A 26,176-nucleotide genomic window follows, 5' to 3' on the forward strand; every position below is an offset into this window, starting at 1 on the left:
GAACGACTTCTCCAACCTCGGCGACACCTCAACCCTTGCAGATCCTTCCGTCGTCGATAACCTCATCCAGAACAGGCCGCAGCCGGCCCACGCGTGATGAGAGGCGTTTGACTGATACGATCCTGATTGCCGACGATCACCCGCTGTTCCGCCAGGCGCTTGTCCTGGCGGTGCAGAAGGTTCTTCCCACGGCGCACATACGCGAAGCAGGGACGCTTTCGGCAGCCGCTCATGTTGCGGTCGAGACTGAAGACCTGCGGCTGATCCTGCTCGACTTGAAGATGCCGGGCGCGGTGGGCTATTCGGGCATAGCGCTGCTGCATGCGGAGCGGCCCTCGGTTCCGATCCTCGTCGTTTCCAGTGCAGACGGTGCCAGCGCGGCGGAGGAAGCGCGCGCGTTTGGAGCAATTGGCTTTCTGCGCAAGGACAGCGATCTGGCGGTCATCGAAGCCGCGATCCGCGATGCCCTTGGTGGCAAGGCCTCCGTGTCGCAGGGCAGCGGCGAAGCGCAGATGGACACGATCCGGCGCGATGTCGCGAACCTTACACCGACCCAGCTCAAAGTGCTGCTGGCGGTGATCGAGGGGCAGCTCAACAAGCAGATTGCCCATTCGCTAGGCATCAGCGAGGCGACGGTGAAAGCGCACATGACCGCGATCATGCGAAAGCTCGACGTATCGAACCGCACGCAGGCGGCGCTGGTCGCCCGTTCGCTAGGGCTGGATCTGCGCCACTGACAGGCTGCCGAGGAACGTCTCGATCGCCGTGGCCGAGACGGGTTTGCCCAGCACTGTCACACCGATCGCGCCCGCCTTCTCGCGCAGCTCCGGGCCGTCCTCTGCGCTGATGATCACGGCAGGCAGACGGGGCGCTTCCTCGCGCATGGCGGCAATCAGGCTGATTCCATCCTCGCCGTTGTCGAGCCGGTAATCGGCCAGAACCGCGTCCACGCGGCGGCTGTAGGGCAGGGCATCGGCGATCGTCGATACACCGAAAGCCCGGTGTCCGAGGCGTTCGAGCAGGGCGATACTCGCTTCGACAATGCGAGGGTCGTTGTCTGCAACCAATATGTCCAGCGGTGATGGGGTGGCGGGGACGGCGGCGCGGACCGGCATTTCCCGTGTTTCGTCAGGCGCAGCAGACGTGGCGGGCAGCCAGAAACTGAACCGGCTGCCCTGGCCGGGCGTTGAACGCACTGTGATCCGGCCACCGAGCAGGCGCGCGATGCGGGTCGAGAGGGCGAGGCCCAGCCCGAGGCCTTCCGCTTCAACCGTTCCCAGCCGCGTGAATTCCCCAAAAATCGTGTCGATCTGACCAGCTTCGATGCCAACGCCAGTGTCGAACACGTCGATGCGCCAGCCGCTGCGCCGGCGCCGCACGCCGACAAGCACGCCGCCATGCTCGCAATAGCGCACGGCATTGGCGAGGAAGTTCTGGACGATCGAGCGCAGCAGGCCGGGGTCGGTGAAGACGTGGCCCGACAGCGGGCCTGTCCGCAGCTCCAGCCCCTTGCGCTCGGCCATCGGCCGGAAGCTCTCGATGAGGTCTGACAGGAACGGTTCCAGCGCCAGTACTTCGGGCCGCGGCTGCACGCCGCCGGAATCGAGCTTGCTGATATCCAGCAGCGCGCGCAGCAGGTCGTCTGCGGCGGAAATCGCATTCTGCACGCGCTCGACAAGCGGCAGCGTTTCCGCGGCGACATCGCGTTCGATCGCGGCGGTGAACAGGCGCGCGGCGTGGAGCGGCTGCAGCAGGTCGTGGCTGGCAGCGGCGAGGAAGCGGGTCTTCTCGCGGTCCGCTTCGGCGAGGCGCCGGTTGGCATCGCTCAGTTCCCGCGTGCGTTCGGCGACGCGCTGTTCGAGCGTTTCGAGAGTGCGGCGGAGCTCCTCGCGGACGCGGGCGTCTTCGGTGATGTCGGTAAAGCTCGTCACGTAGCCGCCGCCGGGCATCGGACCGCCGACGGTCTTGATCACGCGCCCGTTGGGGTCCTTGCGCTCGAAGCTGTGGTCGAGGCCCCGGCGGAAATGGTTCAGGCGCTTTTCGACGTGGAATTCGGGATCGCCGCTGCCGAAATCGCCGCGCAGGGCATTGTGGCGCAGGAGGTCTGCGATCGGGGCGCCGACCCGCAGCATCCCCGGCGGATAGTTGAACAGCGCTTCGTAGCGGCTGTTCCAGGCGACGACGTTCAGTTCGGCATCGATGACGCTGATGCCCGCGTCGAGGTTCTCGAACGTGGCGGCCAGAAGCTGGCGCGAAAAGCGCAGGCTGCGGCCGCCTTCGTCCAAAAGCCGTGCCACTTCGGGCAAGCGCATGGTGCCGCCTTCCAGCGCGGAATTGATCAGCGCGCGGGCGGAGGATACGCCGACCACGGTGGCGATCAGGCTTTCCGCCCGTTTCGCCGAGATCCGGTCGAGCGGCGTCCCTTCCTGCGCTTCGGGGAATTCCTCCTGGGCGCGTTCCTCGCCGACGAAGCTGGCGGTCAGCGCCACCAGATCGGCAAGGTCGGTCACCCGGTGCTGGCCGCGCCCGAAGCGGGGCAGGGCGGGCGCTTTCAGGCCCCGCGCGGCGATCAGGGCATAGACCGCGACATTCGACCCCAGGCTCCAGAACACGCCGTGGACCAGCGGTGTCGCCTTGCCGATGCCGAAAAGCTGCAGCGGATCGAACGGCGTATCGGCGAGCAGCGCCAGCCAGTGCGGCGGCAGGATCGGCGGCAGCGCCAGCGTGTAGATCCAGAACGCCAGCCCGGTGGCCAGACTGGCGCGCGCGGCGATCGTGTCGCAGCCGCTGCGGTAGGTGGCCATCAGCAGGTGCGGGGTGAACTGCGCCATCGCGCCGAAGGCGATGAGGCCGATCGAGGCCAGTGAGTTTTCCGAGGACACCAGCAGCGCCCAGACCAGCGCCAGCGCCATGATCGCGAAGATCGCCGCCTGCCGCACTCGCAGCATCCGGCGCCCCATCTGCCCCGACTGGCGCGCCAGCCCGCCTTTCATCACCGAGGGGAAGACGAGGTCGTTCGAGACCATCGTGGCGAGCGCCGTCGCATCGACGATCGCCATCGAGGCCGCCGCGCCCACGCCGCCGAGCAGCGCCATGGCCAGCACGAAGCCGCTGCCCGCGCTTTCGGGCAGCTGCAGCACATAGCGGTCGGGCGCGATCGCGGCGGGCAGCAGCGCGCTTCCGGCCAGCGCGATGGGCAGCACCAGCAGCGCCATCAGGGCGACATAGGCGGCCAGCCCGAAGCGCGCCCGCACGAAGTCCCCCGGCTCGCGCGCCTCGACCAGCCCCATGTAGAATTGCCGGGGCAGGGCAATGATCGCCATCGCGGAGATCAGCGTGATCACCGCGAAATCGAGCGAGAGGTGCGCCGGGCTGAACTGCTCGCCCACGGCGGCGAGTCCCCGCGCCACGCTGTGCGGCTCGGCGTTCAGCAGCAGGAACCCGGCCAGCACCGCGACCATGCCGAGCGCGAGGAGCTTGAACAGCGCATCGAGGCCGATCGCATAGACCAGCCCCTCTGCGCGCCCGGCCAGTTCGTAGCGGCGGGCGCCGAACAGCACCGCGAACAGCGCGAGCAGCAGCGCGGCGGCAATCATCACCGGCCCGGTGACCGCGCGGGCCGAGACGATCGACAGGGCGCTGCCGATCGAGCGCAGTTGCAGGGCGATGTAGGGGATCGAGCCGAGCAGCGCCGTCACCGTCACCAGCCGGGCGACGATCACGTCATGGCCGAAGCGGGCGGCGATGAAGTCCGATACGGTGGCGGCCTTCTCGGCGGCGACGGCCTGCGTCAGCCGCGCCAGAAAGCGCGGCGCGGCCATGAGCACGAGGATCGGCGCGGCATAGATCGGCAGGTAGTTCCACCCCTCGCGCGCGGCGGTGCCGACGGCGCCGTAGAACGTCCAGCTGGAGCAATAGACGCCCAGCGCCATGGTATAGGCCCAGCGCCGCAGCAGGGGGCGGTGCGCGAAAGCCTTGCGCCGGGTCTCGACCGTGGCGGCGATGGCGAAGAGGATCACCATCAGGGCCAGTGTCAGGATTGTCGATGAATATAACGGCATCCTGCGCGCCCAAAGCCTCCCCGCACGGACCTAGCAGCCCGGTGGCGGCGCGCAACTGCTGATCGCGTTGCGGTCGGGCTCGCGGGCCGTGCTGCAGGCGCCTTCCTTGCGTGACCGACGATGGGAAGAGCCGGTGCGAACATAACAGGCGGCGGCGTTGTAGGAAAATGCGTTTGGGCCGGACCCGGCCAGCGGTGCCGCTGGTCAGATGCGATGGAATGACCTCCAGGGGCCTTTCGCTGCCGCAGCGCTGGCCCAACCTGCAGCGACTAGCATCGCCTGCGGCTCTGCAAGTCTCGCTGCCCCTCACACAAGCGGGCGGGGAAATGCCGCCACGCCCTCCCGTTTGCGGGAGCGCCGGAAGGCTTGGGAACGAAGTGACCTAGCCGGACGGGGTGGGCCGGTATCAAGGTCGCGTTTGGGCCGGGTGCGGAATGTCCGGTTTCGGGTAGGAAGTACGGCAAAGGCTAGATTCTTAAAAGATGAGGTTTTGGTTATTTGGGTAGGGCATCGTTTTTCGTTGCTTCCAGCGTCGCATCCTGAGCTTCGATCCACTCTTCAAGCTGTTCAAATAGCTCGGCCCAAATCTGGTCGTATTCGTGTGTAAATATTTCAACACAGAGCATAACCTCATCCTCGAAGTTTGCTGCGTACATTTCTGACCAGCGATTTTTGAATAGCACCGTATCTCGTTCGTGATCGATTTCGGTGTAGCCCTTGCTCATCCCGCTATAATTTGGATGCGCGCTTTCCGAGAGTCGACCGTACATCTTCCTTATACCCTTGTACCGTTTGTCGCAGTCATCGAGAATTGTAAGGACGTTAATAGCAGATAGCGGTGTGCTGCCATCTTTCGAGCTGAGTAGCAGAACCTCCGTTTTCCTGCTGAACGCATGGAAACTCAGTGTGCCGTCAAGAACCTTCGTCATTTGCTGATTGAGGTAGATCAGCATCGCCAACGTCTCGAACGCGCTTCTCAGCAGTATGCGCGCGCCAAGGACATGGTCATGCTTTTGCAGCACGACGGCTTGATCAAGCAGATCGGTCATTCGCCAGTGGACGACTTCACGCAGTTGCATACTGCGATACGGTGCTTTCCATTTGTGAGCGGTCGGGTTGCGAAAATGCAGGCTGCCCAAGTCCAGCGCCTTGAAAAGGCATCCCTTTAAGGTCCCGATTGCTTTGTCGGCTGTCCGGAAAGCCCGCTTTCGGGTAGAAAGCAATGATTTCAGCCATCCCCGCAAGGTCCAGCCGGTCAAGGCTGGCCCGAAACCGCCCCCCGCCGGTCAATCACCCGTTCCACACGCCCGTCAAGCATCTCGATCTGGATGTCCGACACTTCCGCGATCCCCGGATCGTGCGTCACGCAGGCCACCGCGCGGCCCTGTTCGTGGGCCAGCGCGCGCAGGGTTTCCACCACGCGGGCGCTGTTGTGGCTGTCGAGATTGCCGGTGGGCTCGTCGCCGAGGATCAGGATGGGATCGTTGGCCAGAGCACGGGCGATGGCGACGCGCTGGCGTTCGCCGCCGGAGAGGCGGTCGGGCGTCTTGGTGTGCTTTTCCCCCAGCCCCACGCCCGCCAGCAGTTCCAGTGCGCGGGCGCGGGCTTCGGTGCTGCTCAGTCGGGCCAGCCGCTGCATCGGCAGCATGACGTTCTCCAGCGCGGTGAATTCGGGCAGCAGGAAGTGGAACTGGAACACGAAGCCGAACCGCGCCAGCCGGATCGCGGCACGCGCGTCGCCCGACAACTGGCTGACTTCGCGGCCCTCCACCAGCAGCTCGCCCGTGGTGGGCCGGTCGATCAGCCCGAGCAGGTAGAGCAGCGAGGACTTGCCGCAGCCCGAAGGCCCGACGATCGTGGTGAAGGCGCCGGGCTCTATGGTCAGGCTGACATCGCGCAGCAGCACGACCGGCGGATCGCCCGGCAGGGTGCGGCCCAGCCCGCGCGCCTCGATGATCGCGCTCATACCGCGCCCCGCAGGATATCGACCGGATCGACGCGCGAGGCCTTGCGCGAAGGCAGCCAGGCCGCGATGGCCCCCGCGAAGAACGAGGCGGCGGCGGCAATGGCGTATTGCCGGGGTGAACGATCGAGCGGGATATGTTCGGTCTCGCCGCCGATCGGGAACTCGAGCGAGCCCAGGATCGACATCAGCAGGTAGCCGAGCATCCAGCCCACCAGCACGCCGATCAGCGCGAGGATCAGCCCTTCGGCCACGAAGATGAACTGCAGGTCGCCTTCGGAAAAGCCGATCGAGCGCATGATCGCGATGTCGCGCTGCTTGTCCGACACGCTGTTGGAGACGACCGTGTAGATCCCGAAGCTCGCCACCAGCAGGATCGCGGAGACCACCGAATACATGATGACGTTGCGCGTCACGAGCAGCGAGAGGAAGTCGGCGGAGCGTTCCTGCCAGCTTTCCGCCTTGTAGCCGAATCGCGCCTCCAGCCGCTTTGCCACCGCGTCCGCTGCATAGGGATCGGCCAGCTTCACGCCGATCCGGTTGATGATGAAAGGCCGCCCCAGCAGCGACTGTGCCTCGCGCAGCAGGACATAGCCGACGCCCGAGGACAGCTGCGTCTGCCCCTTCTTGAACAGGCCGACCACGCGCATCGAACGCCCGCTGGAGGTGGAGGAAGTAGCAGCGAGGATGTCCCCCACCCGCACGCCCAGCCGCCGGGCCAGGTCCTCGCCGATGATGATACCGCCTTGCGTGGTTTCCAGATCGCGCAAATGGCCCACGCGCAGCTGTTCCTCGATCGTGCTGATCCGCGTCTCGATCTCGGGCTCGACACCGACCACGCTGATCGCCTCGTCATGCCCGCCGAGGCGCAGGGTGACGCCGCCGGTCAGGCTCGGCGAGGCGATCGCGCCCGGCACGGCATTGGCGGCGGCCATGATTGCCTGCCAGTCCTTGATCCCGCGCACTTCGGTGCGGACCTTGTAGCCGTGCAGGTCCACCGCCCCATCTGCATAGACCCGCGTACCGGGCTGCGGCGAGGGGCTGCGCAATTCGTCGGAAATGATGATGTGCGGCGCCGCGTCGATCAGCTGCTTGATGAAATCGTTCTGGCTGCCGACCATCAGCGCCGATACGGCGAGGAAGAACCCCACCCCCACCGCCACGCCGCTAACCGCTACGGCCGTCTGGCGGCGGCGGCGCGAGAGATGGCGCAGGGCGATGCCGATGAGAAACCCGATCCTGCCGATCATGTCCGGACCCGGGCGCCATCCTTCAACCCCTCCGGCGGGTTCACGATAACGCTGTCCCCCGCCTTGAGGCCGGAGACGATCTCGACCTTTTCGGTCCCGGTGATCCCGGTGCGCACGGGGATCTGCGCCGCGCGGCCATCGCGCACCACCCAGACCTTGCCGCCTGCCACCGCCCCGGCCGGCACCAGCAGCGCCTTGTCATGCTCGCGGGTGATCACGTTGATCTCCAGCGTCAGTCCGAACGGCAGGCTCGTCCCCGGATCGAGCCCGATGCGCACGCGGAAGGCGCGCTGGCTGGGATCGCCGCCGGGCGTGATCTCCCGCACCCGGCCCCGGATCACCTTGCCCGGCAAGGCATCGGTCGAGAGCAGCGCCACCTGCCCGGGATGGACGCGCACGATATCGCGCTCGTCCACCGTCGCGGTAATCCGCACCTGTGCCGGATCGCCGAGCTGCATCAGGGTCTTGCCGGGCACTGCCAGATCGCCCGGCTCGACATCGCGCTTGAGCACGACGCCGGAGATGCCCGCGCGCACCGTCATCTGGTCCAGCCGGGCCTCGAGCGCCGCCACCTGTGCGCGCGCCGCCTGTCCCGATGCGCGTGCGGTATCGTTGGCCGCCGCCGTCACCCAGCCCTGCCTGAAAAGCGTCGCCACTCGCCGCTCGTTGACAGTCTTGGCCTGCGCATCAGCGCGCGCCTGCGCCAGCAGCGCCTGCTGCTCGCTCGCATCGAGCCGCACCAGCGCCTGTCCTGCCACGACCCGGTCTCCCTCGCGCACCAGCACGGTCCCGACCGGCGCCGTCACCCGCGAGGATACGATGACGGGGTGTTCGGGTTCGACATAGCCGGTGGCATAGACGAGATCGGCCGCCGGGCCCTGCTCGACCTCGGCCACCGTCACTTTCGTGCCAGCCCCGCCGAACGTCCACAATAATCCCGCCACAACGGCAAAGGCAGCAAGAGCCAGCAGAACAACAACGGATTTGCGCATCAGTAGCCCTCAGCGTTCCAGCACGTAGCGCCCGGGCGCATCGTCCAGCGCCGGATAGCCCGCCTTGGCATTGCCCGGTTCGCGCGCCGGAACCGACTGGCCCGAATGGGCCAGCAGCCACTCGCTCCAGTCGGTCCACCATGAACCGGACGTCAGTGCCGCGATGGCCAGCCACGCGTCGGGATCGTGGTGGTTCTCGTCTTCGGGGCGGTCGAGCACGCGGTAGTGCCGGCGGTCCTCGCCTGGAGGCGAGACAACGCCCGCGTTATGCCCGCGGTTGGTCAGTACGAAGCGGATCTCACCATCGGTCAGCGTGTGGATCTTCCAGACGGAACGCCAGGGCGCGACGTGATCCGCCTCGGTCCCCACGACATAGAGCGGCGCGGTAATGTCTGTCATCGCCACCGTTGCCCCACCCGCCACATAGCGCTCGCGCGCCAGCGCATTCTCGAGGAACAGGCGGCGCAGGTACTGGCTGTGCATGGCATAGGGCATCCGCGTGCCGTCCGCGTTCCACGCCATCATGTCATTGGCCGAGGCGCGCTTGCCCATCAGGTATTCCTGCACTCCGCGCGACCAGATGAGGTCGGCCGAGCGCAGCATCTCGAACGCGCCGCCCATCTGGCGGCTATCGAGATAGCCCTGCTGCCACATCAGGTTTTCCAGATAGCGCACTTGCGCATCGTCGATGAACAGGCCGATCTCGCCCGGCTCGGTAAAGTCGGTCTGCGCCGCCAGCAGCGTGACCGATGCGAGCCGATTGTTGCCATCGCGCGCCATCGCCGCCGCCGCGATCGCAAGCAGGGTACCGCCGAGGCAATAGCCGCAGGCGTGGATGTGCTCGGCCCCGGTAATCGCCGAGACCGCATCCATCGCCCGCATCACCCCGTCACGGCGATAGTCCTCCATGCCGGTGTCGCGCATCTCGGGCCCCGGATTGCGCCAGGAGATCGTGAAGACGGTGAACCCCTGATCGACCAGATAGCGGATCATCGAGTTTTCCGGCGAGAGGTCGAGGATGTAGTATTTCATGATCCACGCGGGCACGATCAGGATCGGCTCGGCCCGCACCCGCTCGGTCGTGGGGGCATACTGGATCAGTTCGATCAGCTCGTTGCGGAACACCACCTTGCCCGGCGTCACCGCCATGTTGCGGCCGACTTCGAAATCCTCGCCAGTGTCTGACGCCTCGCGCCGCACCAGTCTCTGCCAGTCCTCCGCCCAGAGCTTCGCACCGTCGGCCAGACACTTGCCGCCGGTCTCGAGCATGCGCTGCTGGACCACCGGATTGGTCGCCGCGAAATTGGCCGGAGAGACGAGATCGAGCATCTGCCGCAGGCCAAAGCGCAGGATCGCCTCATGATGCGGCGACACCCCCGGACAATCGCGCACCGCCGCATCGACCCATTGCTGGGTGAGCAGGAAGCTCTGCTGCCACAGCCCGTAAGGCCAGGTATCCCACGCCGCATCGTCGAAGCGGTGATCGTGCGCCAGCGGGGCGATGCAACGCTCCGCCTTGCCGCCTCCGCCGAGCGCGCGGGTGGCATAGTCGCCCAGCCGCTGCGCCTTGCGCGCGCCCTTGGCCGAAAGCAGCAGCGAGCGGCCCGGTGAGCGCATGAAGTGCACCGCCCAGTCGGCATAGGCCGCCATGAGCGATTCCGGCGCAATGCCCATGGTCCACTGGGCGAGCGAGGCCCCGGCGATCCGGTCGAGCAGGTCGGCCACGCCCTCCATCGGATCGGGCGCGGTCTCGTCATCACAGGGACGGTGTGAAACGTGCTTGTCCATGGCGTCAGTCCATCCTCAGCCCGCCGTTCACCGACAGGGTGGAGCCGGTGATATAGCCTGCTTCCTCCGCCGCGAGAAACAGCACGCAGCGCGCGATTTCCGATGGCTCGCCGATCCGCCCCACGGGAATGCGCGCGACGATCCCTTCCATCACCTTTTCCGGCACGGCCCGCACCATTTCGGTGCCGACATAGCCCGGCGCGATGGCGTTGACGGTAATGCCGTGCCGCGCCCCTTCCAGAGCCAGCGCCTTGGTCAGCCCCAGCACGCCCGCCTTGGCCGCCGAGTAATTGGCCTGCCCGAACTGCCCGGCCTGCCCGTTGACCGACGAGAGTGAGATAATCCGCCCCCAGCCGCGTTCCTTCATGCCCGCCCAGACCGCGTGACTCATGGCAAAGCAGCTGTCGAGATCGTTGCGCACGACCTGCCGCCATTGCTCCGTGGTCATCTTCGCAAAGCTGGCGTCGCGCGTCACGCCCGCGTTGTTGACGAGAATATCGACTGGTCCGAGCGCGGCCGTGACTTGCGCAATGCCGGCCTCGCAGGCGGCATCGTCCGCCGCGTCCCACTCGAACGCGGGAATGCCGGTCGATTCCGAAAAGGCCTGCGCCTGCTTCGGATTACCGAGATAGGTCACGGCCACGCGATATCCGGCATCGCGGAACGCCTGCGCGGTAGCCGCGCCGATGCCGGTGGTTCCACCGGTAATGAGCACGACACGAGGGGTAGTGGTTTCGGACATTGGGCGGGGGGCTCCATTCCAGGCTGACAATGTGGCAACAGGTGCGCAGAGACGCGCTTGCGATTATTGGCCCGGATAGACGGCAATCCGATGACGCGATGTGATCGGGGTCAAGCGGCGCGGGAAAAATTGCCGTAGAATATGGTATCTTGCAAGCCAGACGCGGACGCCCCCAATGACAGAGCAGAGCACCCCGATGACCATGCACGCCATGCAGCTCGACGCCCCCGGCACCCTGCTCCATGCCGTCGAGCGCCCGCTTCCCCAGCCCGGCCCCGGCGAACTGCGCATCGCGATCACCGCCTGCGGCGTGTGCCGCACCGACCTGCACGTGGCGGACGGCGACATCCACGGCCTCCTGCCGATCATCCCCGGCCACGAGATCGTCGGCCGCGTCGAGGCGCTCGGCCCCGGCGTCACCGGTTTCGCGCCGGGCCAGCGCGTCGGCGTGCCCTGGCTCGGCCATACCTGCGGGACCTGCCCCTATTGCGCCAGCGACCGCGAGAACCTGTGCGACACCCCGCAGTTCACCGGCTTCACCCGCGACGGCGGCTTTGCGACGCATTGCCTGGCCGACGCGCATTTCTGCTTCGCCCTGCCCGATGCCTTTGACGACCTCCACGCCGCCCCGCTGCTCTGCGCCGGGCTGATCGGCTACCGTTCTTATCGCATGGCCGGAGACGCGCCGGTGCTCGGCCTCTACGGCTTCGGCGCGGCGGCGCACATCCTTGCCCAGTTGGCGGTGTGGCAGGGCCGCAAGGTCTTCGCCTTCACCCGCGAGGGCGACACCGCGGCACAGGCCTTCGCCCGCGAGATCGGCTGCGCCTGGGCGGGCGATTCCACCGCAATGCCGCCCGAACCGCTGGACGCCGCGATCCTCTTCGCGCCCGTCGGCGCGCTCGTCCCGCAGGCGCTGAAAGCGTTGAAGAAAGGCGGCCGCGTGGTCTGCGGCGGCATCCACATGTCCGACATCCCGTCCTTCCCCTACGCCGACCTGTGGGAGGAACGCTCGATTGTGTCCGTCGCCAACCTCACCCGGCAGGACGGCACCGAATTCCTCGCCCTCGCCGCGCAGGCGGGCATCCAGACGCACGTGACGCCGATGCCGCTGGCGCAGGCGAACGAGGCGCTGGAACGGCTGCGCAAGGGTGAGGTGGAAGGGGCGCTGGTACTGGTGTGTTAGGTGTGTGGCGGACGGCATCTAGGCGCCCGTTGCGGCCGTTCAGTTAGGCTGATCTGGAGGCTATATCGGTCGAACTCAGAGGAAGGGCTGCTTTTCAAGATTTTAACCGGGAAACCGCCTTTCCAGAAACGCCGACGTTGCGGTCATATGCCGTGAGCGGCTATCCGATTTTCATGACTTGGCGCGACACTCCAAATTATCGGAAAGCAGCGACGATTTCTGTCCTTGCTTCTGCATGCTTGCTTGCCGTTCGATTTTTGGTCCCCGATTGGCCTCTTGCACCATTCGCGATCCTAAATTGGTTGTGCTTCATGATCGCAGGATATTTGGCGTTTTTCCGTCCCTTTCGGTGGAGTGTCCTTTTTAAGCGGCCGGATCGCGTCAAAGCGAAGATCGTCAACTACACACTACTGGCCTTTACTGCTGCCGGATGGATTGCAGTAGGAAGTGGTGGGCGGCTTCTTTGACTACCATGTAGCGTCCGCTCCCCCCGACATTGCTGCCATTCCCAATATCTCGTAGCCACGCGGCCAGTGCAGGCGGACAATGGAGAACTGTGACATGAGGCCACGCTTCTTGGCTGCAATCGTTGGCTTGTTGTCCTTGTTCGGGTGCGCTGATCCGAGCGCACCGATAAAAACGCGGGCGGGAAAGCTGACCCAAGATCAAGTTGACGCAATTGTGCGCAAATGCGGCGGTCCCAAAAGCATGGCGATGATCAGGGGCGTTGAACTGGTCATTCATCCGACCCGCGACATCATGGCCAACGGCTGCGTATTGAAAGCCTTGCAAGCTACCGGCGAAACGAACCTCACGTCCGTTCACAACGAGATGCATCAGGCCCCCTGATTGGTCGCGTCACTTCGTCCGCTTCCCCCGACTTTTCCGTCATTCAGATCGCATCATCGGCTTGCCGAAGGCGGACAACCATTTAGCACTGTCCCACGAGCCGTCCCCGTGCCATGAAAAGCCGCTCTGATCCAAAGGACAAGGCGGTATTCATGGCGGACGGCGCGCGGGGACGGGAAGGTTCGGTGGCGGAACTCACGCTGCGCGGGGTGCTGCTGGGCGGGGTCATTACGCTGCTGTTCACCGCGGCCAATGTCTATCTGGGGCTCAAGGTCGGGCTGACCTTCGCCACCTCGATCCCGGCGGCGGTCATCTCGATGGCCATTCTGCGCGGTTTCAAGGATTCGACGATCTGGGAAAACAACATCGTCCAGACCGTGGCGAGCGCGGCGGGGACGCTGGCGGCGATCATCTTTGTGCTGCCGGGCCTCGTGATGATCGGCTGGTGGCAGGGCTTCCCCTACTGGACGACCGCCGCGATCACCGGGACGGGTGGCATTCTCGGCGTGCTGTTCTCGGTGCCGTTGCGCCGCGCGCTGGTGGTCGATACGCCGCTGCCCTATCCCGAGGGCAAGGCCGCGGCCGAAGTGCTGCGGGTCGGTTCGGGATCGCGCGAAGGGGCGGCGGAAAGTGCCAAGGGCCTTTCGGTGCTGGTCTGGAACGCGCTGGCGTCCGCCGGTTTCGCCATCCTGACCCAGACCCGCCTGGTCGCAGGCGAGGCAGCGGTGTGGTTCCGCGCCGGTTCGGGTGCGACCGGGATTTCCGGCGGGCTCTCCTTTGCGCTGCTGGGCGTGGGGCACCTCGTCGGCCTGTCGGTCGGCATGGCGATGTTCCTTGGCCTCGTGGTCGGCTGGTGGGTGCTGCTGCCGATCCTCACGGCGATGCACCCGATGCCGGGCGGGGCCGAGGCATGGGCCTACAGTGTGTTCAGCGCCAATGTCCGCTTTTTCGGTGCGGGCGTGATCGGCGTGGCGGCGGTGTGGACGCTGCTGAAGATTGCCGGGCCGGTGATCGGCGGCATCCGCTCGGCGATGGCCGCCAGCAAGGCGCGTCATTCGGGCGAGGCCCTCGCGCTGGAAGAGCAGGACCTGCCGATTTCCATCGTCTTTGCCGGTTCGCTGGCGATGCTGGTACCGATCGCAATCCTGCTGTGGAGCCTCGTTTCGGGCGGTCCGCTGGCCGGGTCGGAAATGATCCTGATCGCCGGAGCCCTCATTTTCGTCGTGGTCATCGGCCTGTTGATCGCGGCGGTGTGCGGGTACATGGCCGGGCTGATCGGCGCCTCAAACTCGCCGGTCTCCGGCATCGGCATCCTGTCGGTGGTAGCCGCGTCCCTGATGCTGGTGGGGCTGTTCGGGCGGGATCAGGATGCGCACACGACCGCGGCGCTGGTCGCCTACGCCCTGATCGTCACCGGGATCGTCTTCGGCGTTGCTACCGTCTCCAACGACAACCTGCAGGATCTCAAGACCGGCCAGCTTGTCGGCGCGACGCCATGGAAACAGCAGGTCGCGCTGGTGTTCGGCGTGGTGTTCGGCTCGCTGGTGATCCCGCCGGTGCTGGATCTGCTCAACACCGCGTTCGGCTTTGCCGGGGCGCCGGGGGCCGGGCCCAACGCGCTGCCCGCGCCGCAGGCGGCGCTGATCTCGGCGCTGGCCAAGGGTGTGCTCGGCGGCGATCTCAACTGGGCCATGATCGGCTGGGGCGCTCTGGCGGGCGTGGGCTTCGTCGTACTCGACGAGGTGCTCGGCCTGATGGGCCGCCTGCGCCTGCCGCCGCTCGGTGTCGGCATTGGCATCTACCTGCCGATGGTGGCGATCCTGCCGGTGGTCGCCGGTTCTGTGCTGGGGTGGCTGTACGACCGCTGGTGCGCGGGGCGCGCTGATCCGGAATTCGCGCAGCGCATGGGCGTGCTGACCGCGACGGGCATGATCGTGGGCGAGAGCCTGTGGGGCGTCACCTTCGCCGGGATCGTCGCGGCATCGGGCAGTGACAGTCCGCTCGTGCTCGTTGGTGAGGGTTTCGAGGGCTCCGCCCTGATGGGTGGTATCGTGCTGTTCGTTGCGCTGCTGTGGATGCTCTATCGCCGGACGCAGAAACTCGTCCTGACGGACTGAAGCTGCGCGGGGGTGAGCCCGGTGTTGGGCGAATGCGTACACGCATTGTCGCAGACGCTACATTGGCTTGCGTGGCAAAACCGCGGATTTCCGCCAATCGTCTTGCTGGCATGGTTCCTGCTTTGTGCAGTGCAAACAACTGCAGGAGACCTTCCATGGCCTACAAGATCATTGCTTCGCAGTGCACCGGGTGCAGCGCGTGCGAGTTCGAGTGCCCCAATGCGGCGATCTCGATGAAGGGTGACACTTTCATCATCGATCCCAACAAGTGCACCGAATGCGCGGGTGAATTCGACCACCCGCAGTGCGACACGGTCTGCCCAGTCCCCAAGACCTGCGTCCCGGCCTGATCCGTTTCAGCCGGGTGAACGGCCGATGGTGGACGATGACCTGGGCCTTCCGCTCGACTGGAAGGGCAAGCCGATCCGGTGCCGGGAATGCCAGCATCAGGCGATCAACGCGATGGGGCTTTGCGTCAAGGGCAAGGCCTGCATCCGGGATCGCCGGGCGCGGCGGGTGGAGCGGTTCCTGAAAGGAAACCCGGATCTGGCGGACCAGTATCTCGATCACCCGTACTTCGAAGTGAGGGCAGGGGCGGCGCGGTACGCCAACGTGTTCCGCCTGCCACCGCTGCTCAGCGATCCGGAACCCGAAGTGCGCGCCGTGGTGACACTGCGGCTGCCGGAGGACCGGATACGCCACATGATCCACGACGAGGACATTGACGTGCGCATTGCCGCTGCTTCGCGCCTGCAGGGGGCCGACCTGATGCCTGCGCTTCACGACGACGCCTACATGGTGCGCATCACCGCGGTGCGCCGCATGCCGGCCGAACTGCTGCCGCTGGTGCGCCACGATCCCGATCCCGAAGTGCGGGCCTGGGTGGCGCGGCGGATCGATCTCCGGGCCTTGCCGGACATGTGCTTCGACACGGATCCGCTTGTCCGTCGCGAAGTGGCAGAGCGCCTGCCGATGGATCAGTTGCGCCTGCTGGTGACCGACAGCGACCTGCGTGTCCGCTTCACCGTGGCGGAACGGATCGCCGAGGAGGAACTGGAGCCGCTGCTCGACGATCCGGAAGCCGCGATCCGCGAACTGGCGCGCGAGCGCATCGCGCAGGTGCCGCATCTGGCGCACCTGCTGGAATCCAAGGCGGTGCCGCTGCGCCTGCTCGAAACCGAAGAAGCGAACCCTGAACACCCGTCCAAGGAGCCAAGCCGATGAAAGTCATGATCCGCCGAGCCGAGGGCGTTCTGTCCGCCTATGTCCCCAAGAAGGATCTTGAGGAGCCTGTCGTCGAAACCGAACTGGAGACGCTCTGGGGCGGCTGGGTGAAGCTGGCCAACGGCTGGGTGCTCGAACTGCCCGAGATGGCCGCGGACACGCGTCTGCCGATCACTGTCGAGGCGCGCAAGCGCGCTACCGTCGAAGAGGAGGACTGATCATGGCTGACGTCCTTGAAAACCCGATGGTCCTGCTGGAGGAAGTCTCCGCCGGACTGAAGGCGGGGACCATGGTGCCCTATATCGGTCCCGGCGTTTCGGCGCTGCAGGAGCAGGCCGTGCCAATGGGACCCGAGGCGCTGGCGGCCTTCTTCGCTACCAAGACCACGCTGCCCAAGCGCGCACAGGGCAATCCCTGGGCCGCGGCACAGTATATCGAGAGCTACAAGTTCCGCGACACCGTGACGCTGTGGATGCAGGAAGCCTTCGCTGCCGCCGTGCCGCCCTCGGCGTTTCACGCCTGGATCGCGAGCCTGCCGCTGCCCCTGATCATCGACACCTGGTATGCCGGCGAGATGCGCGCCGCGCTGGCCGGGCGCAGCGACTGGGCCGAAGTGCAGGGCATCACCCGCGCCGGGATCGGCGAGGACCGCTGGTTCCGCTTCTACGATGCGGCGGGCAATGCGACCGATGCCGAGGTGGCCGCCAAGGCGAAGACCTTGCTCTACACGCCGCACGGCGGGGTCGTGCCGGATGGCAATTTCCTGATCTCTGATGCCGACTACGTCGAAGTTCTGACCGAAATCGACATCCAGACCCCGATCCCCGAGGAAGTGCGCCATCGCCGCACCGGCATGGGCTTTGTTTTCCTCGGCTGCCGTTTCCACGATCAGCTGCTGCGCACTTACGCCCGTCAGGTGATGAAGCGCTCCTCCGACCGCCATTACGCCGTCGTCGAACTGGACGCTCTGACCCGCAACGAACGGCGCTTCCTCGATGAGCAAGGCATCCAGGCGATAGACCTGCCGCTCGCCGAAGCGCTGGATCGCCTGATGGCCTGATCGTTTCCTCACGAGACCCGGTTCACCGTGCGACCGGAGTGGAACCCTGCGCCGCCCCCATTTCGATGTGGGCGGCGCCCTTTTTTTGCGTGTCATGCCGATGTCGCTTCTGTCGTGACCGCGACATTGGCGCGAACTGCATGAGACATTTGTGACATTGCGTGCTGCAGCGCGGCAAGGAATACCCCGGAATCCCTCATTTTCGCGGTTTGGCATGGTGTTTGCGACGCAGCATCCATCAGCAAATGCCGGCGGTAGCCCCCACCGCCGCGCGACAGACCGGGGAGTTTCCATGACCGAAGCTATGTTCGAGGACAGCCATTCGAATGGGTCCGACGATTCCGCCGTCGATATCGCAGATGTTATGCAGAAGATGGCCGAGCACAAAGGGTGCGGTACTGAAGGCGGCAGCGGCAAGGCCAGCTGCGGCAGCAGCGGCGGTCCCGAGGACATGCCGACCGAAATCTGGGAGAAGGTGAAGAACCACCCCTGCTATTCGGAAGAAGCGCACCACCACTACGCCCGCATGCACGTGGCCGTGGCGCCTGCCTGCAACATCCAGTGCAACTACTGCAACCGAAAGTACGACTGCGCGAACGAAAGCCGTCCCGGCGTCGTGTCCGAGCGTCTGACGCCCGAGCAGGCTTCGAAGAAGGTTCTCGCCGTCGCCTCGACCATCCCGCAGATGACCGTTCTGGGGATTGCCGGCCCGGGCGATCCGCTCGCCAACCCGGGCAAGACCTTCGAGACGTTCCGCCTCATCAGCGAGGTGGCGCCCGACATCAAGCTGTGCCTCTCGACCAACGGCCTCGCGCTGCCCGACTGGGTGGACGAGATCGCCAAGTACAAGGTCGACCACGTCACCATCACGATCAACATGATCGATCCCGAAGTGGGTCAGCACATCTATCCCTGGATCTTCTGGGAGAACAAGCGCCTGCAGGGCTATGAAGCCGCCAAGATCCTGACCGAGCGTCAGCTGCTGGGCCTCGAGATGCTCACCGAGCGCGGCATTCTCGCCAAGATCAACTCGGTGATGATCCCGGGCATCAATGACCGGCACCTGATCGAGGTCAACAAGGCGGTGAAGTCGCGCGGCGCCTTCCTGCACAACATCATGCCGCTGATCTCGGCGCCCGAACACGGCACCGTCTTCGGCCTCAATGGCCAGCGCGGCCCGACTGCACAGGAGCTGAAGGCTCTGCAGGACGACTGCGAAGGCGACATGAACATGATGCGCCACTGCCGCCAGTGCCGCGCCGACGCCGTCGGCCTGCTTGGCGAGGACCGTTCGGCGGAATTCACCACCGACAAGATCATGGCGATGGAAGTCAACTACGACTCCGCGGGCCGCAAGGCCTATCAGGAAGCCGTGGAGGCTGAACGCCAGGCCAAGGTCGCAGCCAAGAAGGACGAACTCGACGGTCTCGAACTGGCCGGCGACATGAAGCTGCTGGTTGCCGTCGCCACCAAGGGCCACGGCATCATCAACGAGCACTTCGGCCACGCCAAGGAGTTCCAGATCTACGAACTCTCGCAGACGGGCGCCAAGTTCGTCGGCCACCGCCGCGTCGATCTCTACTGCCAGGGCGGCTACGGCGAGGAAGACGCGCTCGACACCGTCATCAAGGCGATCAACGACTGCCACGCGGTCTTCGTCGCCAAGATCGGCGGCTGCCCGAAGAGCGATCTTCAGGCCGCCGGCATCGAGCCTGTCGACCAGTATGCGCACGAGTTCATCGAGAAGTCGGCGCTGGTCTGGTTCAAGGACTATCTGGCCAAGATCGAGGCGGGCGAAATCGTCCACTCCGATCGTGGTGACGCGGCCATCCGTCAGGGTGCGCTGCTCAGCCAGGCGAGCTGACGGTCATGGCCTACAAGATCGTCGGCAGCCAGTGCACCAATTGCACAGCCTGTGAGGCGCTGTGCCCCAACCTGGCGATCTCGGAGGCGAAGGGCACCTTCGTCATCGATCCCGCCAAGTGCACCGAGTGTATAGGTCATTTCGATACCCCGCAGTGTGTCGCCATCTGTCCGGTTGACGAAACCTGCGTGCTCGACACGGCCTATCCCCGGTACGTGGCGTGAGGCGGTAATGAACGGGCCGCTCTTCGAAGGCTTCGGCGGGGCATCGGACGCAGTAGAGCGTTCGATCCTTGCCAGCCCGCTGCTCGGCGGCGGGCTGCCCGCCGAAGCGCAGGCCCACCTCGACCGCGCGGCCGAGCGCTATCACCTCACCGACGTAGCCGAAACGCACTTGTTCCGGGCTGAGTCGATAGCGCCCGATCACGCCGCCGTGCTGATCGCGCTCTACCGGTTCTATTTCTACAAGGGCCGGCTGTCGGAAGCGCTCGATATTGCCCGCGTCTGCGTCGAGAAGGCGATGCGGCTCAACGTCCTGGGCGACGATTGGCGCCGGGTCAGGGCCGAAGATGCCACGTTTGGAGAGTGGGAAGCGCTCCTGCCGCGCTTCTTCCTCTTCAGCCTCAAGGGCTACGCCTACCTTTCGATGCGTCTCGGCAAGCTCGATGAAGGACGCGAGGCAGCGGAAAAGCTGCTCGAACTCGATCCCCGTGACCGGATCGGCGCCAAGGTGCTGATCGATGTCCTCGACCGGATGGAGGAGGAAGAAACCGATGAGTAATATCGTTCGCGACAGCGAAGTGGTTGAACTCAATGGCCCGCCGGCCTTTCGCTATGGCGAGAAGGTCAAGGCCAAGCGCATGGTCCGCAACGACGGCACCTATGCGGGCAAGGAGATCGGCGACCTGCTGGTCAAGAAAGGCGAGGAGGGTGTCGTCGTCTCGATCGGCACGTTCCTGCAGCAGTTCTACATCTACGGCGTCGAGTTCACCGAAAGCGGCAACCGCGTTGGCATGAAGCGGCGCGAATTGCTGCCGATCTGGACCGACGAAGAGGCAGATGAACTGCCTTGCGCGCTTCCAGGAGGGCGGACAGCATGATGTTCGACCTGCGCGAGCCGATCTATCAATGGGGCGAGCGAGTGATCGCCGCCGTCGATCTGGTCAATGACGGCAGTTATCCCGGCGTTCCCGAGGACGCCGTACTGGCGGCGACCGGTACGCCCGGCGAGATCGTCAATGTCGGACATCACGGAGACAGCAATACGCCCGTCTATCTGGTGGAATTCCTCACGCAGGCCGGAGACCTCGTGGTCGTCGGCTGCCTTGAGGAAGAGCTGGTCCGGCCCTGAGGGAGGAGAGGGATGTCCATCGCTTCCGCCCTGCGCCGCCGGCCAGCCGAACCGGTCCTGACGCGCCAGCCGAACGAATTCGACCTGATGCGCGTCAGCCGCTCGATCGAGCAGCGCGAGCGTTACAAGTACGTCACGCCGACAGTGCTAGCCGTGGCCGATGGCTATCTGGTCCGCAGCCCGTGCTGTTCGCGCAATATCGACCCCGAGGGAGGCGAGATCGACGTCGCGCTGCTCACCTGGGACGAGGCACGGCGCGAATGGTCTCTCTCGCGGCGCGATCACGAAGCGGAATGCTGGATCGAGGACGGCCGTTTTGCCCGGCTCGGCGAACTGCTGATGCGTCTCAACGCCGATCCGGCCCGGCAGTTCTGGCAGTGAAGGAGCGCTGACGTCATGGCCCTTGAAGCAGAAGCAATCGCCCGGATTGACGCCCTTGTCGCCGCGATCGGCAATGAGGCGGATGCAGGCAGCGTGGCCTATGCGCTGCAGCGCCTGTTGCCCGGCTTCACGCTTCGACAGTGCGATGCCTCCGACGTGCTGGAGGACCCGTTCCGCTCGGTAGGTCCCTGCGACATTCACATGCTCGATACCTCGAACCACTGCATCCGGGTGACGGACAATCCGGAAGAGGCAACGGGCATCCTTCTGGCAGCGAGGGTTCCGGCATGAGCGGCGAAGTTGTCTCGATCGCGACAGGCGGCCCGCTGCAGATCCCGCTCAGCGACCCGGATCTGACCCAGGAGGATCTGAACGCCATCAACGCCGTGCTGTGCGGCGACCGGCTGAACGACGGCCCGATTGCCGAGAAGCTCGAAAAGGCATTCGCCGCACATTGCGGGCGCTCGAAGGGCGTTGCCGTTTCGAGCGCGGCGATCGGCCTGCTGATCGCGCTCACCGCCAAGGGGATTGGCGAGGGGGACGAGGTGATCCTGTCCGCCCATGGCTTCCGGGAACTTGGCCATGCCGTGTTGCGCAGCGGCGCGACGCCGGTGTTTGCAGATATCGACTACTGGTCCGGCTGTCTCTCCGCCGAAAAGGCGGCCGCGAAGATCACGGAAAAGACCCGGGCCATCATTGCCGGCAATACCGCCGGGCATCCGGCCGAATGGCCCGCGTTCCGGGAACTGGCAGATGCGCATGGCCTGTTCCTGATCGAGGATTCGAGTGAGGCGATCGGCTCGCGGCACAAGGCGGGTATCGTCGGAAGCTTCGGCGATGTGGCGATCTTCGATTTTGCCCAGCCCGGCGTGATATGCTGCGGTGAGGGCGGCGTGATCGTTACCGATGACGCCACGCTCGCCGCGGCCATGCGCCGCTTGCGCTCGCGCTCTCTGGCGGATCGGTCGTCGGTCTCGATCGGCGTCGATGCGCCGTTCGGCGCAGGTATGGGCGAACTGATCGCCGCGCTGGCGTTCTCGCAACTGGAACGGCTCGATGTGCTGCTGGAACGGCGGCGCGGGGTGCAGGCCATGTACGACGGCTTCATGCAGAGCTTCGAGGGGATCAAGCCCCCTTACATCGCGCCCGAGATCGAGGAGGTTCACTGGTTCCTCTACGTCGTCCATCTCGGCACGCGTTTCAGCAAGTCCTCGCGCGATGCGATCCTGGAGGACATGCATACCGAGGCGATCGATGCCCACGCTTATTCCAGCCCGCTGCATCTCCAGCGCGCCTACCGCGAACTCGGCTGGAAGAAGGGTGATCTGTTCGTGACCGAGAAGGTCGCGGACCGCGCCGTTGCCCTGCCGTTTCACGCTCATCTTACCCCGGAACAGATCGCCTTCATGGTGGCGCGCATGAAAGACGCGTCCATCAACAGCGGTGCCGGGGCCGCCATTTACTGAAGCCAGGAAGACCACTGCCATGACCACGCTTACCATCATGCCATCCGGAAAGACCATGGACGCCCCCGAGGGTGTTTCGCTGCTCAAACTCATCAACGGTGTCGATCCTGCCGAGCACACCTGCTCGGACGCCTGCCATCTCTACGTGCTCGAAGGCCGCAAGGGCCTCTCGAAGATCACGGCCGAGGAAAACGGCAAGCTCGACATGATCGTCGGTGCCAGCTCGAAGTCGCGCTACGCCTGCAGTGCGACGATCCTCGGCACCGAGGACGTGACCGTCGAAGTCCTCACTTTCGTCTGAGGAGAACAGGCCATGCCGATGGACGCAGCCGAAATCGAAAGCCGCATCACTGCGGCCTTCCCCGATGCCAAGGTGCTGATGGTCGACATGGCCGGTGACGGCGATCACTGGGCGGCGCGGGTGACCTCCGCCGCCTTCGCAGGCAAGAGCCGCATCCAGCAGCACAAGATGGTCTATGCCGCGATCGGCACAGACGTGGGCGGCGAACTGCACGCGCTCGCGCTGCAGACCTTCGTTCCCGAAACCTGATTAAGGACTGCGATCATGAGCACCAGCGAACGGATCACGAAACTCGTTACCGAAAATGACATCGTCCTGTTCATGAAGGGCGTGCCGCAGGCGCCGCAGTGCGGCTTCTCGGCCTCCGTCGTGAAAGTCCTGACGGCGCTCGGCCAGCCCTTTGCCGCCGTCAACGTGCTGGAGGATCCCTTCATCCGCGAAGGCATCAAGGAATATTCCGACTGGCCGACGATCCCGCAGCTCTACATCAAGGGCGAATTCGTGGGCGGTGCCGACATCGTGCGCGAAATGTACGACAGCGGCGAGCTCCAGGGGCTGATCGCGCCGCAGGGAGCCGCCTGAGCATGGAGCTGCCCGAGGAACTGCCGCAGCTTTACAAACGGCACATCTTCGCCTGCGCCACGCAGCGCCCGCCGATGCATCCGCGCGGCAGCTGCGGGGCCAGCGGTGCCCAGCCACTCTGGGAAAAGCTAGGCAAGAAGATCGAGGAAGGCGGGCTGTCGGCCGACGTCGGCTTCACGCTGGCGGGCTGCATGGGTTTCTGCTCGGCAGGCCCCCTGATGGTCATCTATCCTGAAGGCGTCTGGTACCGGCCGCAGAAGGAAGAAGACATCGACACGATCTTCGAAAGCCATCTGAAGAACGACCAGCTTGCCGAAGACCTGGTCGTCGTCCTGTCCCGCTAGCGCGAGTATCCCCCCATGAGCACGTCCGATCGCATCCGCCAGCTTGTGACTGAAAACGAGATCGTCGTTTTCATGAAGGGCAATCCCGCCGCGCCGCAGTGCGGCTTTTCCGCCGGCGTGGTGAAAGTGCTCGACGCGATCGGGCGGCCCTACATCGGGTTGAACGTGCTGGAGGATCCGTTCCTGCGCGAAGGGATCAAGGAATATTCCGACTGGCCGACGCTGCCGCAGGTCTATGTGAAGGGCGAATTCATCGGCGGCTGCGACATCGTGCGCGACATGTTCGCCAATGGCGAGCTGCAGGCGATGTTCGCGGGCGAGAGCGCGTGACGATGGCCAGTGCCGTCCGCCTTTCCGCCTCCGGCTTCGCCGTTCCGGCTCCGCGCCGCCTGCGTACCAGCGCGCGCAACATGCTCGACGGGATCGTCACCGCCATCGTTCATGGCCCGGTGAATGCCGAAGTGGGCCTGCTGGTGAATGACTGTATCGTCATCGATGCGCTCGTTACCAATTCCTGCGTGACCGCGCTCGACCTGCATCCGGGCGGCCGCGCGGTCGCGCTGATCAACGCCAGCTTCATCACGCTGCTGGCGGATACGCCCGGCTTGAGGCTTTCGGCGCGCAATCTGATCGGCGGGACGGTGGTCGAAGTGACGGACAGCGCTGTCGAGAGCGAAGTGGTGCTCGACATCGGCGGCGGGCGCGAATTGGCCGCGATCGTGACCAGCCATTCGCGCCGGGAACTGAATCTCGTCCCCGGCGCGCAGACGCTGGCCTGCTTCAAGGCCTCGCACATCATCCTCGCCGCCGAATACTGACCGTTACGCTCTGGAAGGCGGGCTGGTCCGGTTCAGACGTGGCCGGTCGGAACTATTGGTCCCCTGTTGGCATCAAGCAACAATGCGCGCCAACCGTCACAGCGGTCCGGCCTTTCGACCGCCGCGCCAGGCAGGCATCCTCTCGAAGGAACGACGTCTCTTACAGACCGCCCAGCTGGATCAATTCGGCGCCGCCTGCACGGCCCAGGATGGTATCCACCTTCTGGCGTACCGCTTCGATCCGCAGAGGCTTGAGCAGGGCGCCGGCAGCTCCGGCCTTCAGCGCGGCCAGCCCCAGTTCCTCGTCTTCCTTGCCCGCAACGATCAGCACCCGGGCCGCCGGATAGCGCTCCGCGATTTCGGCGATCACTTCCACCCCGTGTGCCTTCAGGACGGACATGCCCAGAATGAGCACATCGGGCAGCAGCCAGTCCTGACCCTTTTCATAAGCTTCGGCGAGGGTGGTCAGTTCATGGGTCTCGATCTCGTCGTGCAGCATGAACTGCAATGCGGCGCGCGTGATCTCGTCTTCATCGACGACAAATATACGCCGCTGGTCGACGGCCTTGGAAGTTTCGACACCGATCTGCATGGGGCATCTCCATCAGTTGATTGCCTTTTGGGACAAGCAAGTCGCGCGCCAATCGTGTTGCGCCGCAAAAAGCGCCCATTGTGCGGAGCAAAATGATCGTGTCGCATGTGTCCTTTGCGACAAGTCCAGCCCGTTTGTTCGCTTTGTCACATGGTACGACATCGCCCGACATAATGGAAAAAACCGCGCAAAAGCGTCACTTTGCTGCGCCTGCGAGCGTTTGGCACGGGCATTGCACAATAGCCGGCACAGCGCGTTTCGACCCGCTGACCCGCCGCAGGAGAACATGGGCGACGGGGAGAGTCCGGAGAGGGAAACTGATCCGGAGAACCGCGAAGAACAGCTTAGGAGCATGCAATGTCACTTCGTCAAATCGCCTTCTACGGCAAGGGCGGCATCGGCAAGTCCACCACCTCGCAAAATACCCTCGCCGCGCTCGCCGATCTCGGCCAGCGCATTCTGATCGTCGGCTGCGACCCCAAGGCCGACTCCACCCGCCTGATGCTTCACGCCAAGGCCCAGGACACCATCCTCTCGCTCGCTGCCGAGGCCGGTTCGGTCGAGGACCTCGAGCTCGAGGACGTCATGAAGATCGGCTACAAGGACATCCGTTGCGTTGAATCGGGCGGTCCGGAGCCGGGCGTCGGCTGCGCTGGCCGTGGTGTTATCACCTCGATCAACTTCCTCGAAGAAAACGGTGCCTACGAAGACATCGACTACGTCTCTTACGACGTGCTCGGTGACGTGGTCTGCGGCGGTTTCGCCATGCCGATCCGCGAGAACAAGGCGCAGGAAATCTACATCGTCATGTCGGGTGAGATGATGGCCATGTACGCGGCCAACAACATCTCGAAGGGCATTCTCAAGTACGCCAATTCCGGCGGCGTGCGCCTTGGTGGGCTCGTCTGCAACGAGCGCCAGACCGACAAGGAACTGGAACTGGCTGAATCGCTGGCTGCAAAGCTCGGCACCAAGCTGATCCACTTCGTGCCGCGCGACAACATCGTGCAGCATGCCGAACTGCGCCGCATGACCGTGATCGAGTACGCACCCGACAGCCAGCAGGCTGCCGAGTACCGCACTCTGGCCGAGAAGATCCACAACAACTCGGGCAACGGCATCATCCCGACCCCGATCACGATGGATGAGCTCGAGGATCTCCTCATGGAGCACGGCATCATGAAGGCGATCGACGAAAGCCAGGTCGGCCTGACCGCCGCCGAAGCCTGATCCCAGGTTGCCGCAAGGC

At 65.0% G+C, this 26,176-nt stretch carries 32 protein-coding genes; 24 read left to right on the forward strand and 8 right to left on the reverse strand.

Going from position 1 to position 26,176, the window contains the following annotated elements; all coding sequences use genetic code 11:
* Positions 1 to 107 precede the first annotated feature (107 nt).
* Positions 108 to 737 carry a LuxR C-terminal-related transcriptional regulator gene (locus MTR64_RS10945; protein ID WP_243993708.1) on the forward strand — a complete coding sequence of 210 codons (630 nt, stop codon included), beginning with the start codon at positions 108 to 110 and terminating at the stop codon, positions 735 to 737.
* On the opposite strand, the gene MTR64_RS10950 is transcribed toward MTR64_RS10945, so the two are convergent.
* From MTR64_RS10950 to phbB, 7 genes are all read right to left on the reverse strand, one after another.
* Positions 714 to 4,061: a PAS domain-containing hybrid sensor histidine kinase/response regulator gene (locus MTR64_RS10950; RefSeq protein ID WP_243993710.1), complete on the reverse strand. Its 3,348-nt coding sequence runs from the start codon at positions 4,059 to 4,061 to the stop codon at positions 714 to 716. The genes MTR64_RS10945 and MTR64_RS10950 overlap by 24 nt on opposite strands.
* Before the next feature lie 494 nt (positions 4,062 to 4,555).
* Entirely contained in the window at positions 4,556 to 5,320 is a 765-nt protein-coding gene (locus MTR64_RS10955; RefSeq protein ID WP_243993713.1) for a DUF5677 domain-containing protein, read from the reverse strand.
* Positions 5,317 to 6,027: an ABC transporter ATP-binding protein gene (locus MTR64_RS10960; RefSeq protein ID WP_243993715.1), complete on the reverse strand. Its 711-nt coding sequence runs from the start codon at positions 6,025 to 6,027 to the stop codon at positions 5,317 to 5,319. Before MTR64_RS10960 ends, MTR64_RS10955 begins: the two co-directional genes overlap by 4 nt.
* Positions 6,024 to 7,274: an ABC transporter permease gene (locus MTR64_RS10965; protein WP_243993717.1), complete on the reverse strand. Its 1,251-nt coding sequence runs from the start codon at positions 7,272 to 7,274 to the stop codon at positions 6,024 to 6,026. Before MTR64_RS10965 ends, MTR64_RS10960 begins: the two co-directional genes overlap by 4 nt.
* Positions 7,271 to 8,266, reverse strand: a complete 996-nt coding sequence (locus MTR64_RS10970; protein WP_243993719.1) for an efflux RND transporter periplasmic adaptor subunit — start codon at positions 8,264 to 8,266, stop codon at positions 7,271 to 7,273. Before MTR64_RS10970 ends, MTR64_RS10965 begins: the two co-directional genes overlap by 4 nt.
* A 9-nt stretch (positions 8,267 to 8,275) precedes the next feature.
* Complete coding sequence (locus MTR64_RS10975) at positions 8,276 to 10,054, reverse strand: PHA/PHB synthase family protein (protein ID WP_243993721.1); 1,779 nt, start codon at positions 10,052 to 10,054, stop codon at positions 8,276 to 8,278.
* Between the two features lie 4 nt (positions 10,055 to 10,058).
* Positions 10,059 to 10,796, reverse strand: coding sequence for an acetoacetyl-CoA reductase (gene phbB / locus MTR64_RS10980; protein ID WP_243993723.1), 738 nt, complete (start codon positions 10,794 to 10,796; stop codon positions 10,059 to 10,061).
* 202 nt (positions 10,797 to 10,998) lie between these two features.
* Here phbB and MTR64_RS10985 point away from each other — a divergent pair, with 202 nt between their 5' ends.
* From MTR64_RS10985 to MTR64_RS11090, 22 genes are all read left to right on the forward strand, one after another.
* On the forward strand, positions 10,999 to 11,979 hold the full coding sequence (locus MTR64_RS10985) for a zinc-dependent alcohol dehydrogenase family protein (protein WP_243993785.1): 981 nt from the start codon (positions 10,999 to 11,001) through the stop codon (positions 11,977 to 11,979).
* Between the two features lie 152 nt (positions 11,980 to 12,131).
* Positions 12,132 to 12,446 (forward strand): hypothetical protein, encoded by a 315-nt coding sequence (locus MTR64_RS10990; protein WP_243993725.1) that lies wholly within the window; start codon positions 12,132 to 12,134, stop codon positions 12,444 to 12,446.
* A gap of 94 nt (positions 12,447 to 12,540) precedes the next feature.
* Positions 12,541 to 12,828, forward strand: coding sequence for a hypothetical protein (locus tag MTR64_RS10995; RefSeq protein ID WP_243993727.1), 288 nt, complete (start codon positions 12,541 to 12,543; stop codon positions 12,826 to 12,828).
* Between the two features lie 152 nt (positions 12,829 to 12,980).
* Positions 12,981 to 14,945 (forward strand): OPT family oligopeptide transporter, encoded by a 1,965-nt coding sequence (locus tag MTR64_RS11000; protein WP_243993787.1) that lies wholly within the window; start codon positions 12,981 to 12,983, stop codon positions 14,943 to 14,945.
* 155 nt (positions 14,946 to 15,100) lie between these two features.
* Positions 15,101 to 15,295, forward strand: a complete 195-nt coding sequence (locus MTR64_RS11005) for a 4Fe-4S dicluster domain-containing protein (RefSeq protein ID WP_243993729.1) — start codon at positions 15,101 to 15,103, stop codon at positions 15,293 to 15,295.
* A gap of 25 nt (positions 15,296 to 15,320) precedes the next feature.
* Positions 15,321 to 16,169: a 4Fe4S-binding leucine-rich repeat protein gene (locus MTR64_RS11010; protein ID WP_243993731.1), complete on the forward strand. Its 849-nt coding sequence runs from the start codon at positions 15,321 to 15,323 to the stop codon at positions 16,167 to 16,169.
* Positions 16,166 to 16,387, forward strand: coding sequence for a putative nitrogen fixation protein NifT (nifT, locus tag MTR64_RS11015; protein WP_243993733.1), 222 nt, complete (start codon positions 16,166 to 16,168; stop codon positions 16,385 to 16,387). The genes MTR64_RS11010 and nifT overlap by 4 nt, the downstream gene beginning before the upstream one ends.
* A gap of 2 nt (positions 16,388 to 16,389) precedes the next feature.
* Complete coding sequence (locus MTR64_RS11020) at positions 16,390 to 17,229, forward strand: SIR2 family protein (protein WP_243993735.1); 840 nt, start codon at positions 16,390 to 16,392, stop codon at positions 17,227 to 17,229.
* Between the two features lie 292 nt (positions 17,230 to 17,521).
* Positions 17,522 to 19,093 (forward strand): nitrogenase cofactor biosynthesis protein NifB, encoded by a 1,572-nt coding sequence (gene nifB, locus MTR64_RS11025; protein WP_243993737.1) that lies wholly within the window; start codon positions 17,522 to 17,524, stop codon positions 19,091 to 19,093.
* Between the two features lie 5 nt (positions 19,094 to 19,098).
* On the forward strand, positions 19,099 to 19,317 hold the full coding sequence (locus tag MTR64_RS11030) for a 4Fe-4S dicluster domain-containing protein (RefSeq protein ID WP_243993740.1): 219 nt from the start codon (positions 19,099 to 19,101) through the stop codon (positions 19,315 to 19,317).
* 7 nt (positions 19,318 to 19,324) lie between these two features.
* Positions 19,325 to 19,873 (forward strand): hypothetical protein, encoded by a 549-nt coding sequence (locus MTR64_RS11035; RefSeq protein ID WP_243993742.1) that lies wholly within the window; start codon positions 19,325 to 19,327, stop codon positions 19,871 to 19,873.
* A complete protein-coding gene (locus tag MTR64_RS11040; RefSeq protein ID WP_243993745.1) occupies positions 19,866 to 20,192 on the forward strand; it encodes a nitrogen fixation protein NifZ in 327 nt (108 codons plus the stop codon). The genes MTR64_RS11035 and MTR64_RS11040 overlap by 8 nt, the downstream gene beginning before the upstream one ends.
* Positions 20,189 to 20,443: a nitrogen fixation protein NifZ gene (locus MTR64_RS11045; RefSeq protein WP_243993746.1), complete on the forward strand. Its 255-nt coding sequence runs from the start codon at positions 20,189 to 20,191 to the stop codon at positions 20,441 to 20,443. Before MTR64_RS11040 ends, MTR64_RS11045 begins: the two co-directional genes overlap by 4 nt.
* 12 nt (positions 20,444 to 20,455) lie before the next feature.
* Entirely contained in the window at positions 20,456 to 20,824 is a 369-nt protein-coding gene (locus MTR64_RS11050; RefSeq protein ID WP_243993747.1) for a hypothetical protein, read from the forward strand.
* A gap of 15 nt (positions 20,825 to 20,839) precedes the next feature.
* Positions 20,840 to 21,115: a hypothetical protein gene (locus MTR64_RS11055; RefSeq protein WP_243993748.1), complete on the forward strand. Its 276-nt coding sequence runs from the start codon at positions 20,840 to 20,842 to the stop codon at positions 21,113 to 21,115.
* Positions 21,112 to 22,290 carry a DegT/DnrJ/EryC1/StrS family aminotransferase gene (locus MTR64_RS11060; RefSeq protein WP_243993749.1) on the forward strand — a complete coding sequence of 393 codons (1,179 nt, stop codon included), beginning with the start codon at positions 21,112 to 21,114 and terminating at the stop codon, positions 22,288 to 22,290. The genes MTR64_RS11055 and MTR64_RS11060 overlap by 4 nt, the downstream gene beginning before the upstream one ends.
* Before the next feature lie 19 nt (positions 22,291 to 22,309).
* Positions 22,310 to 22,591, forward strand: coding sequence for a 2Fe-2S iron-sulfur cluster-binding protein (locus MTR64_RS11065; RefSeq protein WP_243993750.1), 282 nt, complete (start codon positions 22,310 to 22,312; stop codon positions 22,589 to 22,591).
* Positions 22,592 to 22,603: 12 nt separating this feature from the next.
* Positions 22,604 to 22,840: a BolA/IbaG family iron-sulfur metabolism protein gene (locus tag MTR64_RS11070; RefSeq protein WP_243993751.1), complete on the forward strand. Its 237-nt coding sequence runs from the start codon at positions 22,604 to 22,606 to the stop codon at positions 22,838 to 22,840.
* 15 nt (positions 22,841 to 22,855) lie between these two features.
* Entirely contained in the window at positions 22,856 to 23,173 is a 318-nt protein-coding gene (gene grxD / locus MTR64_RS11075; RefSeq protein ID WP_268740871.1) for a Grx4 family monothiol glutaredoxin, read from the forward strand.
* A 2-nt stretch (positions 23,174 to 23,175) separates the two neighbouring features.
* Complete coding sequence (locus MTR64_RS11080) at positions 23,176 to 23,517, forward strand: (2Fe-2S) ferredoxin domain-containing protein (protein WP_243993752.1); 342 nt, start codon at positions 23,176 to 23,178, stop codon at positions 23,515 to 23,517.
* 15 nt (positions 23,518 to 23,532) lie between these two features.
* Positions 23,533 to 23,847 carry a Grx4 family monothiol glutaredoxin gene (grxD, locus tag MTR64_RS11085; protein WP_243993754.1) on the forward strand — a complete coding sequence of 105 codons (315 nt, stop codon included), beginning with the start codon at positions 23,533 to 23,535 and terminating at the stop codon, positions 23,845 to 23,847.
* A gap of 2 nt (positions 23,848 to 23,849) precedes the next feature.
* Positions 23,850 to 24,335 carry a TOBE domain-containing protein gene (locus MTR64_RS11090; protein WP_243993791.1) on the forward strand — a complete coding sequence of 162 codons (486 nt, stop codon included), beginning with the start codon at positions 23,850 to 23,852 and terminating at the stop codon, positions 24,333 to 24,335.
* Between the two features lie 160 nt (positions 24,336 to 24,495).
* On the opposite strand, the gene MTR64_RS11095 is transcribed toward MTR64_RS11090, so the two are convergent.
* Positions 24,496 to 24,927: a response regulator gene (locus tag MTR64_RS11095; RefSeq protein WP_243993756.1), complete on the reverse strand. Its 432-nt coding sequence runs from the start codon at positions 24,925 to 24,927 to the stop codon at positions 24,496 to 24,498.
* 357 nt (positions 24,928 to 25,284) lie between these two features.
* Between MTR64_RS11095 and nifH the strand changes: the two genes are divergently transcribed.
* Positions 25,285 to 26,157, forward strand: a complete 873-nt coding sequence (gene nifH / locus MTR64_RS11100) for a nitrogenase iron protein (RefSeq protein WP_243993758.1) — start codon at positions 25,285 to 25,287, stop codon at positions 26,155 to 26,157.
* Positions 26,158 to 26,176 lie beyond the last annotated feature (19 nt).

Origin of the sequence: Novosphingobium album (ex Hu et al. 2023), from assembly GCF_022832385.1 — a bacterium.
Classification (GTDB): Bacteria; Pseudomonadota; Alphaproteobacteria; order Sphingomonadales; family Sphingomonadaceae; genus Novosphingobium; species Novosphingobium album.

What these genes read in the sequence shown, in the direction of transcription:
- MTR64_RS10950 (WP_243993710.1), bottom strand. Translation starts at nt 4,061, where the DNA reads ATGCCGTTATATTCATCGACAATCCTGACACTGGCCCTGATGGTGATC.
- MTR64_RS10960 (WP_243993715.1), bottom strand. Translation starts at nt 6,027, where the DNA reads ATGAGCGCGATCATCGAGGCGCGCGGGCTGGGCCGCACCCTGCCGGGC.
- MTR64_RS10965 (WP_243993717.1), bottom strand. Translation starts at nt 7,274, where the DNA reads ATGATCGGCAGGATCGGGTTTCTCATCGGCATCGCCCTGCGCCATCTC.
- MTR64_RS10970 (WP_243993719.1), bottom strand. Translation starts at nt 8,266, where the DNA reads ATGCGCAAATCCGTTGTTGTTCTGCTGGCTCTTGCTGCCTTTGCCGTT.
- MTR64_RS10975 (WP_243993721.1), bottom strand. Translation starts at nt 10,054, where the DNA reads ATGGACAAGCACGTTTCACACCGTCCCTGTGATGACGAGACCGCGCCC.
- phbB (WP_243993723.1), bottom strand. Translation starts at nt 10,796, where the DNA reads ATGTCCGAAACCACTACCCCTCGTGTCGTGCTCATTACCGGTGGAACC.
- MTR64_RS10985 (WP_243993785.1), top strand. Translation starts at nt 10,999, where the DNA reads ATGCACGCCATGCAGCTCGACGCCCCCGGCACCCTGCTCCATGCCGTC.
- MTR64_RS10995 (WP_243993727.1), top strand. Translation starts at nt 12,541, where the DNA reads ATGAGGCCACGCTTCTTGGCTGCAATCGTTGGCTTGTTGTCCTTGTTC.
- MTR64_RS11000 (WP_243993787.1), top strand. Translation starts at nt 12,981, where the DNA reads ATGGCGGACGGCGCGCGGGGACGGGAAGGTTCGGTGGCGGAACTCACG.
- MTR64_RS11005 (WP_243993729.1), top strand. Translation starts at nt 15,101, where the DNA reads ATGGCCTACAAGATCATTGCTTCGCAGTGCACCGGGTGCAGCGCGTGC.
- MTR64_RS11010 (WP_243993731.1), top strand. Translation starts at nt 15,321, where the DNA reads ATGGTGGACGATGACCTGGGCCTTCCGCTCGACTGGAAGGGCAAGCCG.
- nifT (WP_243993733.1), top strand. Translation starts at nt 16,166, where the DNA reads ATGAAAGTCATGATCCGCCGAGCCGAGGGCGTTCTGTCCGCCTATGTC.
- MTR64_RS11020 (WP_243993735.1), top strand. Translation starts at nt 16,390, where the DNA reads ATGGCTGACGTCCTTGAAAACCCGATGGTCCTGCTGGAGGAAGTCTCC.
- nifB (WP_243993737.1), top strand. Translation starts at nt 17,522, where the DNA reads ATGACCGAAGCTATGTTCGAGGACAGCCATTCGAATGGGTCCGACGAT.
- MTR64_RS11030 (WP_243993740.1), top strand. Translation starts at nt 19,099, where the DNA reads ATGGCCTACAAGATCGTCGGCAGCCAGTGCACCAATTGCACAGCCTGT.
- MTR64_RS11035 (WP_243993742.1), top strand. Translation starts at nt 19,325, where the DNA reads ATGAACGGGCCGCTCTTCGAAGGCTTCGGCGGGGCATCGGACGCAGTA.
- MTR64_RS11040 (WP_243993745.1), top strand. Translation starts at nt 19,866, where the DNA reads ATGAGTAATATCGTTCGCGACAGCGAAGTGGTTGAACTCAATGGCCCG.
- MTR64_RS11045 (WP_243993746.1), top strand. Translation starts at nt 20,189, where the DNA reads ATGATGTTCGACCTGCGCGAGCCGATCTATCAATGGGGCGAGCGAGTG.
- MTR64_RS11050 (WP_243993747.1), top strand. Translation starts at nt 20,456, where the DNA reads ATGTCCATCGCTTCCGCCCTGCGCCGCCGGCCAGCCGAACCGGTCCTG.
- MTR64_RS11055 (WP_243993748.1), top strand. Translation starts at nt 20,840, where the DNA reads ATGGCCCTTGAAGCAGAAGCAATCGCCCGGATTGACGCCCTTGTCGCC.
- MTR64_RS11060 (WP_243993749.1), top strand. Translation starts at nt 21,112, where the DNA reads ATGAGCGGCGAAGTTGTCTCGATCGCGACAGGCGGCCCGCTGCAGATC.
- MTR64_RS11065 (WP_243993750.1), top strand. Translation starts at nt 22,310, where the DNA reads ATGACCACGCTTACCATCATGCCATCCGGAAAGACCATGGACGCCCCC.
- MTR64_RS11070 (WP_243993751.1), top strand. Translation starts at nt 22,604, where the DNA reads ATGCCGATGGACGCAGCCGAAATCGAAAGCCGCATCACTGCGGCCTTC.
- grxD (WP_268740871.1), top strand. Translation starts at nt 22,856, where the DNA reads ATGAGCACCAGCGAACGGATCACGAAACTCGTTACCGAAAATGACATC.
- MTR64_RS11080 (WP_243993752.1), top strand. Translation starts at nt 23,176, where the DNA reads ATGGAGCTGCCCGAGGAACTGCCGCAGCTTTACAAACGGCACATCTTC.
- grxD (WP_243993754.1), top strand. Translation starts at nt 23,533, where the DNA reads ATGAGCACGTCCGATCGCATCCGCCAGCTTGTGACTGAAAACGAGATC.
- MTR64_RS11090 (WP_243993791.1), top strand. Translation starts at nt 23,850, where the DNA reads ATGGCCAGTGCCGTCCGCCTTTCCGCCTCCGGCTTCGCCGTTCCGGCT.
- MTR64_RS11095 (WP_243993756.1), bottom strand. Translation starts at nt 24,927, where the DNA reads ATGCAGATCGGTGTCGAAACTTCCAAGGCCGTCGACCAGCGGCGTATA.
- nifH (WP_243993758.1), top strand. Translation starts at nt 25,285, where the DNA reads ATGTCACTTCGTCAAATCGCCTTCTACGGCAAGGGCGGCATCGGCAAG.